We start from the raw sequence: 14,674 nt of genomic DNA on the forward strand, positions 1-14,674 counted from the left end.
AAGGGGACTTATGATGAAAACCGCTAGAAGCGCCCTGCTTCTTGGCGTCGCCGCGATTCCGGCGATCGCCGCTGTGGCCGCCGCACCGGCGCGCGCGCAGGACAGCACGCAGGCTGCCGAGAGCAGCGACACCGCCGATTCCATCATCGTGACCGGCACGCGCATCGCCCGGCCCGGCCTTGATACGGCCAATCCGGTCACGGTCGTGACCTCCAAGGACCTGACCGACGCCGGCACCACCAACGTCACCGATTATCTCAAGACGATCCCGGCGCTGCAGGCTTCGCTCAGTTCCTACAACAACTCCGGTGATCGCGCCGCGATCGGCTTCACCGGCCTCAATCTGCTCGATCTGCGCAACCTCGGCTATCAGCGCACGCTGGTCCTGATCGACGGCCGCCGCCAGGTCGCATCGGTCGACGGCACGCAGGCCGTGGACATCAACACGATCCCGAGCGATCTGCTCGAACGCGTCGAAGTGCTCACCGGCGGCGCTTCCGCGATCTACGGTGCGGACGGCGTCTCGGGCGTCGTCAATTTCATCCAGAAGAAGGATTTCGAGGGCGTCACCGGCCGCGTCCAGACCGGTATCTCGAAGTACGGCGATGCCGGCCAGCGGCTGATCTCGCTCACAGCGGGCCATAACTTCGCCGATGGTCGCGGCAACTTCGCGGTGGCCTGGGAACACGCCGAGGAAGATCGCCTCAGCTCGCACCGCCGCAAATATCTCGACGGAGAAAACCGCACCGGCTTCTACCTCAACGCCGACGACACCGAGACGGGCAGCCAGAACAATGACGGCATCCCGGACTACATTCCGCTCAAGGGCGTGCGCTACAACGACACGTCCCCGGCGGGCGCGATCGACGTCGATTTCGATTTCGCACCGGACTTCGTGGGTGGTTTGGGCCAGCGGTACGACCCGGGCGTGTTCGTTCCCAACTTCTACCAGCAGGGCGGTTCGGGCACCCTCACCTCGCTTTACGGCAACGACCTGCTGCCCGAGATCAACCGCGACGTCGTCAGCGGCCTGTTCCACTTCGACTTCAGCGACGCCTTCAAGCTCTATGCCGAAGGCAAGTACGCGCGCAGCCGCTCCTTCTCGCTCGCGCAGCCGACCTGGGACTATTACCTCTTCATCCCCGAAGACAACCCGTACATCCCGGATGCCGTGCGCGCCGCCATCGATCCCGCCAACGGCGGCGTCCTGGTCAACCGCGACAACTTCGACTTCGGCCGCCGCGGTGAGGATATCACCCGCAAGACCCTGCGCGGCGTGATCGGCGCCCGGGGCGAGATCAGCCCGAACCTGTCCTACGACGTCAGCTACGTTTACGGCCAGACGAAGGTGCGCTCGCACTACACCAACAACATGATCACCGACCGCTACCTGGCGGCGATCGATGCGGTGAGCGATGGGAACGGCGGCGCCACCTGCCGGGTCAACCTGGACCCGACCTGGACGCCGAACCAGCCCTTCGGCGACTATGGCACGCGCAGCATCATTCCGCCGACGACCTTCTCGTCCGGCGACTGCATGCCGCTTAACCTGTTCGGTGAGAACAACGCGAGCAATCGCGCCGCGCTCGACTGGATCATGGCCGATACGGTGGATCGCACCACGCTGACCCAGCATGTCGTCAGCGGCTCGCTCACCGGCAATACCGAGGGCCTGTTCGAACTGCCCGGCGGCGCCATCGGCTTCGCGGTCGGCGGCGAATACCGCAAGGAAAAGAGCAGCTTCGTTGCCGACGAACTGGCAGCGCAGGGCCTCACCTTCACCAACTCGCTGGGCAACACTCAGGGCCAGTTCGACGTGTGGGAGGCATTCGGCGAAGTCGACGTGCCGATTCTGGCCGACATGCCGTTCGCCAAGCGCCTCGGCCTGAACGGCGCATTCCGTTATTCGGACTATTCCAGCATCGGTTCGACCAATGCCTGGAAGGTCGGCGGCGAATGGGCCCCGGCGCGCGACATCACGTTCCGCGGCACGTACTCGAAGGCCGTGCGCGCACCGAACATCGGTGAGTTGTACGGCCAGCAGTCGCAGACTTACGAGTTCATCGACGATCCGTGCGGCAGCGACTACCTGCAGAACGGCACCCAGTACCGCGTCACCAATTGTCAGGCCCTGCTCAGCGGTCTCGGCGTTGCCGATCCCGCGAACTACAACGACACGCGCGGCAGCAACATCCCCGGCTTTTCGGGCGGCAATCCCGACCTGCGTGAGGAAACCGCGAAGACCTGGACGGCGGGCGTGGTGCTCCAGCCCTCGTTCATCCCGCGCCTGACAATCACTGCCGACTGGTACGATATCCGCATCAAGAACGCGATCACCACTGTCGATGCGCAGACCGTGGCCGACCTGTGCGTCGATCAGGCATCGCTCGACAACCAGTACTGCTCCACCATCACGCGCCAGAACGGCGGCCAGAATGCAGGGTACATCACCAGCTTCCTGGTCGGGCCGCTCAACGTCGCGAACATGCACACCTCGGGCCTCGACTTTCAGGTCAACTACACGGTGCCGACCGACAAGTACGGCGTGTTCGGCGCGCGCGTGGTGGGCAACTATCTGCACCGCCTGACGGAGATTCCCATCCCCGGTGCGGATCCCGTCAACAACGCCTACGTCGCGGGCAACATCGCGCCCAAGTTCCAGGTCACCACCGACATCACCTGGGCCAAGGGACCGTTCAGCCTCGACTGGCAGATCAACTACTACTCGAAGATGTACCGGTACGATCGCCAGACGGTCGCCAACAACCCGGACGTCGTCGCGCCGGAATACATGAAGATCAAGGAGCGCTTCTCGCACGACCTGAGCTTCACGTATGATGTGGGTGACGAATTCACGATCTACGGCGGCATCAACAACCTGTTCGACCAGAAGCCGGACTTCGCCTCGTTGAACACGCCGGTCAGCGCGATCGGTCGTTACTTCTTCATGGGCGCCAAGGTGAAGCTGGCTGACCTGTTCGGCGGCGCCCGGTAACGGAACTTCCAATCGCAGCTCATGTAAAAAGGGCGGGATCGCAAGATCCCGCCCTTCCTTTTTCAGTGACTTATTCCACGCGTATCGCCAGCGCGCCGTCGCCGTCCTCGATCCGGACGTGCGATCCATCCGGCACCTCGCCTGCCAGGAGCTTCTCCGCCAGCGGGTCCTGCAAGTACCGCTGCACCGCGCGCTTCAATGGCCGGGCGCCGTAGACCGGGTCGTAACCCACCCGCCCCAGCCACCGCTTCGCCGCGTCCGACAGGTCGAGCACGATCTTGCGGTCCTTGAGCAGCTTCTGCACGCGGGCCACCTGGATATCGACGATCGGCGCCATGTGCTCCTGGCCCAGCCGGTGGAACAGCACGATCTCGTCGAGACGGTTGAGGAACTCGGGCCGGAAATGCCCGCGCACCACTTCCATCACCTGCGGCTCCACGGTGGAGACGTCCACGCCCTCGTCAAGCCCGGCAAGGTACTGGCTGCCGAGGTTGCTGGTCAGGATGATGAGCGTGTTGGTGAAGTCCACCACGCGGCCCTGCCCGTCGGTCAGGCGCCCGTCATCGAGCACCTGCAGCAGCACGTTGAAGACGTCGGAATGCGCCTTCTCGACCTCGTCGAACAGCACGACCTGATAAGGCCGCCGCCGCACCGCCTCGGTCAGCACGCCGCCTTCCTCGTAGCCGACATAGCCCGGAGGCGCGCCGATCAGGCGGGCGACCGCGTGCTTCTCCATGAACTCCGACATGTCGATGCGCACCATCGCGGTGTCGTCGTCGAACAGGAAGCCCGCCAGCGCCTTGGTCAACTCGGTCTTGCCGACGCCCGTGGGGCCGAGGAACAGGAACGAGCCGAGCGGCCGGTTCGGGTCCTGCAGGCCCGCGCGCGCGCGCCGCACCGCCTTGGAGACGGCGGCGACGGCATCGGTCTGGCCGATCACGCGGCCGCCGATGATCTGCTCCATCTTGAGGAGCTTCTCGCGCTCGCCTTCCAGCATGCGGTCGACCGGAACCCCGGTCCAGCGGCTGACGACGCCGGCGATGTCGTCCTCGGTCACTTCCTCGCGCAGCAAGGCGTTCCCGGCGGTGGCCTGCGCCTCCGCCAGCTTCGCCTCCAGCGCGGGGATGGTGCTGTAGGACAGCTCGCCCGCTTTGGCGTAGTCGCCGCCGCGCTGCGCCTGCTCGAGTTCGATGCGCGCGGCGTCGAGCTGTTCCTTGAGCTTGCCTTCCGCCGCGATCTTGTCGCGCTCGTTCTGCCAGCGGGTGGTCAGTTCGCTCGACTGCTGTTCGAGGTTGCTGAGTTCCACGCGCAGCGCGGCAAGCCGGTCCTTCGACGCGGAATCGCTCTCCTTGCCGAGCGCCATTTCCTCGATCTTGAGCTGGACAATGCGGCGGTCGAGCTTCTCGATCTCCTCGGGCTTGCTTTCCACTTCCATGCGGATGCGGCTGGCGGCCTCGTCCATGAGGTCGATCGCCTTGTCGGGCAGGAAGCGGTTGGTGATGTAGCGGTTGGACAGCGTCGCCGCCGCCACGATCGCGCCGTCGGTGATCCGCACGCCATGGTGCAGCTCGTACTTTTCCTTGAGCCCGCGCAGGATCGAGATCGTGTCCTCGACCGTCGGCTCGCCCACGAACACGGGCTGGAAGCGGCGCTGCAGCGCGGCGTCCTTCTCGACGTACTTCTGGTATTCGTCGAGCGTGGTCGCGCCGATGCAGTGCAGTTCGCCGCGTGCCAGCGCGGGCTTGAGCAGGTTGCCCGCGTCCATCGAGCCTTCGGAGGCGCCCGCGCCGATCAGCGTGTGCATCTCGTCGATGAACAGGATGATCTGGCCGTCAGCGCCCTTCACCTCGTCGAGCACGGCCTTCAGGCGCTCCTCGAACTCGCCGCGGTACTTGGCGCCCGCGATCAGCGAGCCCATGTCGAGCGACATCAGGCTGCGGTCCTTGAGGCTGTCGGGCACGTCGCCATTGGCGATGCGGAGCGCGAGCCCTTCGGCGATGGCGGTCTTGCCGACGCCTGGGTCACCGATCAGCACGGGGTTGTTCTTGGTGCGCCGCGCGAGGATCTGGATAGTGCGGCGGATCTCCTCGTCGCGGCCGATGACCGGGTCGAGCTTGCCGTCCTTCGCCGCCTGCGTGAGATCGCGGGCGTACTTCTTCATCGCATCGTAGGCGTTCTCCGCGCCCGCGCTGTCGGCGGTGCGGCCGCCGCGCAGCTCCGTGATCGCGGCTTCGAGTGCCTGCGCCGTGACATTGCCCGCCTTGAGCGCCTGGCCCGCCGCCGTGGTCGTCGCCAGCACCAGGCCCAGCAGCAGCCGCTCGACGGTGACGAAGCTGTCGCCCGCCTTGGTCGCAGCCTGCTCGGCGGCGTCGAGGACACGGACGGCATCGTTGTCCAGACCCGGCGAACCGGCCGCGCCGCTGCCCGAAACGGCGGGGATTTTCGCCAGCGCCTTGTCGAGTTCCTGCGTCGCGAACACCGCGTTGCCACCGGCGCGCTTGATGAGCCCGGCGGCCATGCCTTCGGGATCGTCGAGCAGGGCCTTGAGGATATGCTCGGGCGCGATGCGCTGGTGGTTCAGGCGGATCGCGACGGTCTGCGCGGCCTGGAGAAACCCCTTTGCGCGGTCAGTGAACTTTTCGAGATTCATTGTGGAATGTGCCTCCTGATCCCGCTCATATGGTGTTGCTTATATGCAACACAAGGGCTGGGCGCCCGAATTTTTCCTTAGTCGGTGAAATGCCCGAAGTCGTTGATCGGGCGCAACAGGAGCAGGCCGGAGCCGGCTGCCGAGGCAAAGATGGGTGCCCGTTGCCGATTTGCCAGAGGGCGTTTCGCCGGGGCGGTAAAGCACCCGCCGACCTAGCCCCGCCCGAAGCCCTGCCCTAGCCTTCGCGCGATAACCCCACGGGAAGAGGCTCAATGGCGAAATTCACACCCCAGCAGGCGGCAGACGTCCTCGCGATCAAGCAGGTGATCTACGAGTGGGGCGACGAACTCGACATCCACAACGGCCTGAAGATGCGCGAGACCGACTGCCTCGCCGAAGATGTGCGCTACAACGTCGGCGGCCAGTGGCGCGAGGGGCTGGCGGCGGTCGAGGCGTTCTACAAGGGCCGCGCCGAGACCATGAAGGCGGGCGCCGGCCTCATGACCATGCGCCACATCATCACCTCGCTGCGGGTCGGTTTCGAGGGCGAGGACCATGCGAAAGTCGGCTACCTGCTGGTGTTCTTCGCGGCGCTGGGCGACGGGCCTTTCGACAAGTACTGCGACCCGCTCGCGGTCGCCGACGTGAAGATGGAATGCCGCCGCGATGCCGATGGCGAGTGGCGGATCTCGCTGTTCGATTCGGGGCAGATCTTCAAGCGGGGGTAAAGCACCTTCGTCGCCGGTGACTTGCTCCGGGATCGCTGGCGGTCTTCGGGCAGTGGGTGGCTGATGGGGCTTCGACAGGCTCAGCCTGAGCGGATTTGAGAGCGGGTCTCCTGTTCCTGCTCAATTAGCTCGGACAGGTTTTCAAAGCAGTTTTCCAATTCCCGCTCAGGCTGAGCTTGTCGAAGCCCCCACTGCATGCACGAAAGCCGGAAGTGCGCGTAAAGTTTGCCGCTGGCCACGCCGAAACAAGCTGCTAACCTCCCGCTCATGCGATCCGTATCCACGTCGAGCCTGAGCGCTCTCGCCGCCGCCCTTCTCCTCTCCGCCTGCGCTGCCGCCCCCTCCGGCAGGCCTGTCGCCAGCACGCCGACGGCGCCGCCTGCACCGGAGGCCGCACCGCCTCGGCCCGCCGCCGCATCGCCGCAGGAACTGGTCGCCAAAGTCGACATCCCCTACGACAAGTTCGTCCTCGCCAACGGCCTCACCACCATCGTCCACACCGACCGCAAGGCGCCGATCGTGGGCGTCACGCTCTACTACAAGGTCGGCTCCAAGAACGAGCCGCGCGGCAAGACCGGCTTCGCGCACTTGTACGAGCACCTGTTCTTCGGCGGCTCATCCAACGTGCCCAACTTCGACATTCCGCTGGAAGCGGCCGGGTCCACCTCGACCAACGGCTCCACCTGGTACGATCGCACCAACTACATCGAGACGGTGCCGACCGGCGCGCTCGACCTTGCGCTGTTCATGGAGAGCGACCGCATGGGGGCGCTGCTCCCCGCCGTCACGCAGGACAAGCTCAACAAGCAGCGCGGCGTCGTCCAGAACGAGAAGCGGCAGGGCGACAACCAGCCCTACGGCCTCGCCGAATATGCGGTGGCCGAGGGCCTGTTCCCGGTCGGCCACCCCTATCACCACTCGACGATCGGCTCGATGGCCGACCTAGACGCCGCCAGCCTGACCGACGTGCGCAAGTGGTTCACCGACCATTACGGCCCCAACAACGTCGTCCTCGTCCTCTCGGGCGACATCGACGCGGCGACCGCGAAGCCCAAGGTCGAGAAGTGGTTCGGCGCGATCCCGAAGGGGCCTGAAGTCGCCCCCGTCGCGGCCGGGCCGGTCACCCTGTCCGCGCCGATCTCGCGCGACCTGACCGATCAGGTGCCGACCGTGCGCCTCAGCCGCGACTGGAGCGGCCCCGGGCTCAACGATGCGGACGCCGCCGCCCTGCGCATCGGCATGCACATCCTCGGCGGCCTCGCCAGCTCACGGCTGGACAACGAACTGGTGCGCGGGCAGCAGCTTGCCGTCTCCGTCACCGCCTCTGCCCAGACGTTCGAGCAGGCCAGCTTCCTCGACGCCTCGATGGACGTGAAGCCCGGCGTCCAGCGCGCCAAGGCCGAAGCCGCGCTCGACAAAGTCATCGCCGATTTCGTCGCCAAGGGGCCGAGCGAGGACGAAGTGCGCCGCGCTGTCACCTCCATCCTGTCGAGCGAGATCGGCGGGCTGGAGCAGGTCGGCGGCTTCTCCGGCAAGGGCGCGACCCTCGCCGAAGGGCAAGTCTATTCGAACGATCCGGCCAAGTACAAGGCGGACCTGCAGGCCATCGCCGCGCTGACGCCCGACGCCGTGCGCACCGCGATGTCCAGGTGGCTCGGCCGCCCGGTCTATAAGATCGCGGTGGTGCCGGGTGCACGCACCGAGGACGGCGCGAAGATGGGCGGCTGGGGTGACGAAGCCGCCAACCCGCCCGCAGCGGCAGGCAAGGCCGCCAAAGCCCCAAAGCTCGCCCCCGCGCCCAGGCGCAGTGCGCCGCCGGTCGCACCGGTCAGCGCCCTCGCCTTCCCGGCGATCGAGCGCACCACGCTCTCGAACGGCATCCCCGTCACGCTGGCGCGGCGGACCACGGTGCCCAAGCTGGTCCTGTCGATCGACTTCGACGCCGGGTACGCGGCCGATGCGCTCGACACGCCGGGCACGCAGGGGCTGATGCTCGGCATGCTCGAGGAAGGCACCAAGACCCGCAACGCCACCCAGATCGCCGAGGAACAGGAGCGCCTCGGCGCCTCGATCGGCACCGGTGCCAGCCTCGACACCAGCAGCCTGACGCTGAGTGCGCTCAGCGACAACCTCGCGCCCTCGCTGGCGCTGGCCTCCGACGTGCTGCTGCATCCGGCTTTCGCGCAGGCCGACTTCGATCGCGCGCGCGGACAGGCGCAGGCCGAACTGGCGCAGGCTCAATCGACGCCAAGCGCGCTGGCCTCGCGTACGATGAGCGGCGAACTCTTCGGCACTCATCCTTATGCCCAGCCCGGCGACGGCCTCGGCAGCGATACCGCGCTCGCCGCCCTCACGCCCGAGGCGCTGCGCGCCGCCCATGCCAAGTGGCTGCGCCCCGACCTCGCGCGGATCACCGTGGTCGGCGACGTGACCATGGAGCAGCTCAAGCCGCTGCTGGAAAAGGCGTTCGGCGGCTGGAAGGCCCCGGCCGCACCCAAGCCGGTGAAATCGCTCGACACCGCGACGCCCGCACCCGCATCGCGCGTAGTGCTGATCGACCGGCCGAACTCGCCGCAGTCGGTGATCCTCGCCGGGCGGGTGCTGCCGCTGACCGGCCGCACGCCGAACGAGGAATCGCTGATGCTGGCGAACGACGTCGTCGGCAACGGCTTCCTTTCGCGCCTGAACCTCGACATTCGCGAGGAAAAGGGCTGGAGCTACGGCGTACGCTCGGGCATCAGCCAAGCGACGGGGCCGGTGACGATGCAGGTCATGGCGCCCGTGCAGGCCGACCGCACGGGCGATTCGATCCGCGCCATCATCGCCGACATGAGCGCCCTGCCGACGAAGCAGCCGATTTCGGCCGAGGAGTACCAGCGCGTCACCGACGGCGCGATCCGCAGCTTGCCCAACGACTTCGAGACGAATGCGCAAGTGCTCGCCGCCATCGTCAAGAACGACCGGCTGGGACGGCCTGAAGATTACTATGTGAAGCTCGCGCAGACCTATCGCGGCATCGACGCGAAGCGGATCGGCGGCGCGGCGGCGCAGTATCTGCAGCCCGCCGACTTGACCTGGGTGATCGTCGGCGACCGCAAGATCGTGGAACCGCAGCTCAAGGCCCTGGGTTTGCCCGTGGAGGTCCGCCCCGCACCCAGCGTCGCGGGCGAGAACGAGAGCGAAGGAGCTTCCGAATGACCGTTGCCGGCACGTACGACTGCGTCACCAATACCCCGCTGGGCCGCCAGAAGGGCGTCCTCACCATCGAGCCCGGAGCAGGCGACAGCTTCTCCGGGAACATCACCGGCGACCTTGGCAGCATGGACGTGACCAACGGCCGCATTGCCGGGCAGACCCTGACGTGGTCGATGAAGATGACCCTGCCGATGCCGATGGACCTCGACTGTTCCGCGACGGTCGAGGGCGATGCGCTGACGGGGACGGTAAAGGCCGGGATGTTCGGCGCGATGGAACTGACGGGAACGCGGCGCGCGGGCTGAGCCATCACACCACACTCGTCCCCTACTTTCCCCTCGTCATTGCGTGCGAATACTTCCGGAAAACTGCAAAGGCCCGACACCGCGCGCTCCACTGTGGCGCAATGCCGGGCCCCCTCACCCCCCCAGGTGAGCTCGTGCAGCGCACGGAGCCAGATGCCCCGCGTCGCCGAATGCGCGGACGATGCCCCTTGGGCACGCCAGCGCGAAATTGTTGGAAAGACCCCCCCGGTCTTCGCGCAATCGATAGCACCGGGAATTGCGAATACAAGCGGATTATTGCGAACAGTCCCTTCCCGGGACAACAAGAGTTGCACAGCGGACACAAAAAAGCCGCCGGACCGAAGAAACGGCACGGCGGCTTTTTCGTGAGGCTTGTTAAGCGTCAGCCGAGCTTCGCCTTCAAGATCTCGTTGACGACCTGCGGGTTGGCCTTGCCCTGCATCGCCTTCATCGTCTGGCCGACGAAGAAGCCGAACAGCGCCACCTTGCCCTCGCGGTACTGCGCGACCTTGTCGGCGTTGGCGGCGAGGATCTCGTCCACCTTGGCCTCGATGGCGCCGGTGTCCGATTCCTGCTTCAGCCCCTCGCGCTCGACGATGACGCCCGCGCCGTCGCCGGTCTCGAGCATGATCTCAAGCACCTGCTTGGCGATCGAGCCGGAGATCGTACCCTTGCCGACCAGCGCCAGCAGTTCGGCGGCCTGCGCATGGCTGACCGGCGAATCCTCGAGACTCTTGCCCAGCTTGTTGAGCGCGCCGAAGAACTCCGAGATCAGCCAGTTCGCCGCCTGCTTGGCGACTTCGGCAGGCGCCTTGCCCTGCGCCGAAGCGGTCTCGGCCAGCAGCGCCTCGAACCACTGGAACGTGTCGACGTCGGTGGTCAGCACCGCGGCGTTGTAGGCCGACAGCCCCAGTTCGCCTTCGTAGCGCGCGCGCTTGGCGTCCGGCAGTTCGGGCAGCGAGGCGCGGCACGCCTCCAGGAACGCATCGTCCAGTTCCAGCGGCAGCAGGTCGGGATCGGGGAAGTAGCGATAGTCGTGCGCGTCTTCCTTCGAGCGCATCGAGCGGGTGGTGCCGCTGTTCGGGTCGAACAGACGGGTTTCCTGCACGATCTTGCCGCCGCCCTCGATCACGTCGACCTGGCGGTTCGCCTCGTGCTCGATCGTCTGCATGACGAAGCGCACCGAGTTGACGTTCTTGGTCTCGGTACGGGTGCCGAACTCGTCGCCGGGCTTGCGGACCGAGACGTTGACGTCGCAGCGCATCGAGCCCTGATCCATGTTGCCGTCGCACGAGCCGACATAGCGCAGGATCGTGCGCAGCTTGGCGACATAGGCGCCGGCCTCGGCGGGCGAGCGCATGTCCGGGCGGCTGACGATCTCCATCAGCGCCACGCCCGAACGGTTGAGGTCCACATAGGACATCGTCGGGTGCTGATCGTGCATCAGCTTGCCCGCATCCTGCTCGACGTGGATGCGCTCGATGCCGATGACCTTGTCCTCGGGGATACCCGCCTTCTCGTCCGCCTCGATCGTCAGCGAGCCTTCGCCGACGAGCGGGTGGTAGAGCTGGCTGATCTGGTAGCCCTGCGGAAGATCGGCATAGAAGTAGTTCTTGCGATCGAAGCGCGACCACTTGTTGATTTGCGCGTCGATCGCCATGCCGGTGCGCACCGCCTGACGGATGCACTCACCGTTTGGTACGGGCAGCATGCCCGGCATCGCCGCGTCGATCAGCGAGACCTGCGTGTTCGGCTCCGCGCCGAACGCCGTCGCCGAGCCGGAGAACAGCTTGGAATTGGACGTGACCTGCGCATGGACTTCGAGGCCGATCACGACCTCCCAGTCCCCGGTGGCGCCCTGGATGCGATAGGTGGAAGTGGACATCTCAAGCCTTACTTGTGTCGATGTACGGGTCGATCAAGTCGACCTCGGGAAAATACGTCGCGAACCCCTTACGGTCCCGCGTGACAATAGGCCAGCCCCGGTTCGCCGCCTGCGCGCCGATCAGGAAATCGGACAGGATGCTGGTGCGGACGCCGCCGTTGCGCCGGTATTGCCTGTATGCCGTTCCGGCCCGGTGGCAATCGGCCAGAGAAAGCCGCGCCGTATTCAGCCCGAAGCCGTTCAGCAGGTCTGCAACGTCCTGCGCGGAGGCATAATTGCCGGAAATCTCGGCGAAGATGATCTCGTTGACGAACAGGTCGCTTGCCGCGCCCAGATCGGCGATCCGCTGGTGGAAATAGTCGGGAGCGCGGTTGCCGAGCATGTCGATGACGACATTCGAATCGAAGATCACACTTCCGGCCCGTCGCCGCGCATCATGCGCTGGTATTCGAGCCCGTCCATGTCCGGATCCAGCGCCTTGCCCGCAAATTTCGCTCGCGTTTCGTGCAGGCGGCCCAGAAATGCTTCCTTGCGCGCTTCGATCCGCGCCGGATCGTCGGCACGGATGATGCGGGCATTGCCGTCGCCGTCCAACTCGAAGGCCACCGCCTGACCGGGCTTGAGGCCCAGCGCATCGCGGATGTCCTTGGGCACCGTAACCTGGCCCTTGACCGTCATGTTGGACTCGAACTTCACGGCGGAAGTATTACCTCTCGCCCGCATTACCGTCAACGCAGCGACTGGGCCGATGCCTCCGTTTCGGACGTAGGAACCCATGGCGCGAGCGGGGCGGCGCGTCCGCCTTCGCAGGCGCCTCACGCCGCCGCGCGGCCTTTTCGCGCGAGGGCCGCGCGAACAGGTCGCCCAGCCCTTCAATGACTGAGACGACCAGTTCGAACCAGCTTACCACCACTTCTCCGGCTTCGCCGCAAACGCCGCGCGGCCTTCGATGGCCAGCCCTGCGTTCAGCACGCCCTGCTCATCGAGCGGGCGGCCGATGATCTGGAGACCCAGCGGCAGCCCCTGCGCGTCGAGGCCGGCCGGCACCGACATGGCAGGCAGGCCCGCCAGCGACGCCGGGACCGTGAACACGTCGTTGAGGTACATCGCGATCGGGTCTTCGTTGCTTTCGCCAAGGGCAAAGGCGGCGCTCGGCGCGGTCGGGGTCAGGAGGACGTCGACCTGCTCGAACGCCTTCGTGAAGTCCTGCGAGATCAGCGCACGCACCTTCTGCGCCTTGGTATAATAGGCGTCGTAGAAGCCCGCCGACAGCACGTAAGTGCCGATCAGGATGCGGCGCTTGACCTCGGCCCCGAAACCGTCGGCGCGGGTGGCGGCGTACATGTCCTGCAGTCCCGCACCGTCGGGCAGGTCGCGCAGGCCGTAACGCACGCCGTCATAGCGCGCGAGGTTGGACGAGGCTTCGGCAGGCGCGATGATGTAGTAGGTCGCCAGCGCGTACTGCGTGTGCGGCAGCGAGACTTCGACCACTTCGGCGCCCGCGTCCTTGAGCCAGGCGATGCCCTGCTCCCAGATCGCCTCGATCTCGGCGGGCATGCCCTCGACGCGGTATTCCTTCGGGATGCCGACCTTCTTGCCCTTGAGGTCGCCCGACAGAGCGGCGGTCCAGTCCGGCACCGGCAGATTCAGGCTGGTCGCGTCCTTGGGGTCGAACCCGGCCATGCTTTCCAGCAGGATCGCGCAGTCGGTCACGTCGCGCGCCATGGCGCCCGCCTGGTCGAGCGAGCTGGCATAGGCCACCACGCCCCAGCGCGAACAGCGCCCGTAAGTCGGCTTGATGCCGGTGGTGCCGGTGTAGGCGGCGGGCTGGCGGATCGAGCCGCCGGTGTCTGTGCCGGTGGCGGCAGGCACGAGCCGCGCCGCGATCGCCGCCGAGGAACCGCCCGAGGAGCCGCCCGCCGTCAGCGGCGCATTGCTGCCAGGCCGGCGCCAGGGCGACACGACCGAGCCGAAATGGCTGCTCTCGTTCGAAGAGCCCATCGCGAACTGGTCGAGGTTGAGCTTGCCCAGCAGGCCCGCGCCCGCATCCCACAGCTTCTGCGAGACGGTCGATTCGTACTGCGGCACGAAACCTTCGAGGATGTGGCTGGCGGCGGTGGTCTGCACGCCGTTGGTGGTGAACAGGTCCTTCATGCCGATGGGCACGCCGCCCATGGGACCGAGCGCTTCGCCGGCGGCGCGCTTGGCGTCGATGGTCTTCGCGGCGGCGATCGCGTGATCGGGGGTGGCGACGATGAAGGCGTTCAGCGCGTCCTGCGCCGCCGCGACGTTGGCGTTGAACGCCTCGGCCACTTCGACGGCGGAGAAAGTTCCGGCGGCGACGCCGTCGCGGATGGCGGCTACGCCAAGGTCGGTAATGTCAGTCATGCTGCATTCCAGATTTTGTGTGCTGCCCGTGCTTGCTTCGACAAGCTCAGCATGAGCGGGGATAGATTCAAAGTCTCTCTCCCCCAACTCCGCTCATCTGCGAGCTTGTCGAAGGATCGGGATAATCCAAAGGCTTACTCGATCACCTTGGGCACGCCGAAGAAGCCGTGCTGCGCGGCGGGCGCATTGGCCAGCACCGCGTCGCGCTTGTCGCCGCCGGTCAGCGGGTCGGCGTCGATCACGTCGTCGCGCAGGCGCAGGGTATTGGGGATCACGGCGGTCATCGGCTCGACACCGTCGGTGTCGACCTGTCCGAGTTGCTCCACCCAAGCGAGGATGCCGTTCAGTTCGGGCACCATGGCCTCGAGTTCCTGCTCGCTCACCTTGATGCGCGCGAGACTGGCGATCTTCGCCACGGTTGCGGTATCGACCGACATGGCTTTTTTGTCCCTTGGCCTTTTTACGGTTGAGCCCGCCGCGCATGGAAGCACGGCGGGCGGAAATTCGATAGCGGTGCGCTAGCAGCGG

10 protein-coding genes are annotated in these 14,674 nt (G+C 66.2%); 4 read left to right on the top strand and 6 right to left on the bottom strand.

Annotated features, from left to right (window positions below):
• The first annotated feature begins 13 nt into the window (after positions 1 to 13).
• Positions 14 to 2,995, top strand: coding sequence for a TonB-dependent receptor domain-containing protein (locus tag BES08_RS08315; RefSeq protein ID WP_231958204.1), 2,982 nt, complete (start codon positions 14 to 16; stop codon positions 2,993 to 2,995).
• 70 nt (positions 2,996 to 3,065) lie between these two features.
• On the opposite strand, the gene clpB is transcribed toward BES08_RS08315, so the two are convergent.
• The gene (gene clpB, locus BES08_RS08320; protein WP_069708072.1) at positions 3,066 to 5,645 is read right to left on the bottom strand and encodes an ATP-dependent chaperone ClpB; all 2,580 of its coding nucleotides are present in this window, start codon (positions 5,643 to 5,645) and stop codon (positions 3,066 to 3,068) included.
• Between the two features lie 272 nt (positions 5,646 to 5,917).
• Here clpB and BES08_RS08325 point away from each other — a divergent pair, with 272 nt between their 5' ends.
• The 3 genes from BES08_RS08325 to BES08_RS08340 all read left to right on the top strand — a co-directional run bounded on the left by BES08_RS08325 (position 5,918) and on the right by BES08_RS08340 (position 9,873).
• Entirely contained in the window at positions 5,918 to 6,373 is a 456-nt protein-coding gene (locus tag BES08_RS08325) for a nuclear transport factor 2 family protein (RefSeq protein WP_069708073.1), read from the top strand.
• Between the two features lie 267 nt (positions 6,374 to 6,640).
• Positions 6,641 to 9,571: a M16 family metallopeptidase gene (locus BES08_RS08335; protein WP_069708075.1), complete on the top strand. Its 2,931-nt coding sequence runs from the start codon at positions 6,641 to 6,643 to the stop codon at positions 9,569 to 9,571.
• On the top strand, positions 9,568 to 9,873 hold the full coding sequence (locus tag BES08_RS08340) for a hypothetical protein (protein ID WP_036523690.1): 306 nt from the start codon (positions 9,568 to 9,570) through the stop codon (positions 9,871 to 9,873). Before BES08_RS08335 ends, BES08_RS08340 begins: the two co-directional genes overlap by 4 nt.
• Positions 9,874 to 10,255: 382 nt before the next feature.
• Here the strand turns inward: BES08_RS08340 and gatB are convergent, their stop codons facing one another.
• From gatB to gatC, 5 genes are all read right to left on the bottom strand, one after another.
• Entirely contained in the window at positions 10,256 to 11,758 is a 1,503-nt protein-coding gene (gene gatB, locus BES08_RS08345; RefSeq protein WP_069708076.1) for an Asp-tRNA(Asn)/Glu-tRNA(Gln) amidotransferase subunit GatB, read from the bottom strand.
• A 1-nt stretch (position 11,759) separates the two neighbouring features.
• Complete coding sequence (locus BES08_RS08350; RefSeq protein WP_156799814.1) at positions 11,760 to 12,140, bottom strand: type II toxin-antitoxin system VapC family toxin; 381 nt, start codon at positions 12,138 to 12,140, stop codon at positions 11,760 to 11,762.
• A 26-nt stretch (positions 12,141 to 12,166) separates the two neighbouring features.
• Positions 12,167 to 12,454, bottom strand: a complete 288-nt coding sequence (locus tag BES08_RS08355; RefSeq protein ID WP_008832560.1) for an AbrB/MazE/SpoVT family DNA-binding domain-containing protein — start codon at positions 12,452 to 12,454, stop codon at positions 12,167 to 12,169.
• A 207-nt stretch (positions 12,455 to 12,661) separates the two neighbouring features.
• Positions 12,662 to 14,146, bottom strand: coding sequence for an Asp-tRNA(Asn)/Glu-tRNA(Gln) amidotransferase subunit GatA (gatA, locus tag BES08_RS08360; protein WP_069708078.1), 1,485 nt, complete (start codon positions 14,144 to 14,146; stop codon positions 12,662 to 12,664).
• Between the two features lie 134 nt (positions 14,147 to 14,280).
• Positions 14,281 to 14,583, bottom strand: coding sequence for an Asp-tRNA(Asn)/Glu-tRNA(Gln) amidotransferase subunit GatC (gene gatC, locus BES08_RS08365; protein ID WP_008832562.1), 303 nt, complete (start codon positions 14,581 to 14,583; stop codon positions 14,281 to 14,283).
• Between the last annotated feature and the right edge of the window lie 91 nt (positions 14,584 to 14,674).

The sequence above is a fragment of the Novosphingobium resinovorum genome (genome assembly GCF_001742225.1).
GTDB classification, from domain to species: Bacteria; Pseudomonadota; Alphaproteobacteria; order Sphingomonadales; family Sphingomonadaceae; genus Novosphingobium; species Novosphingobium resinovorum_A.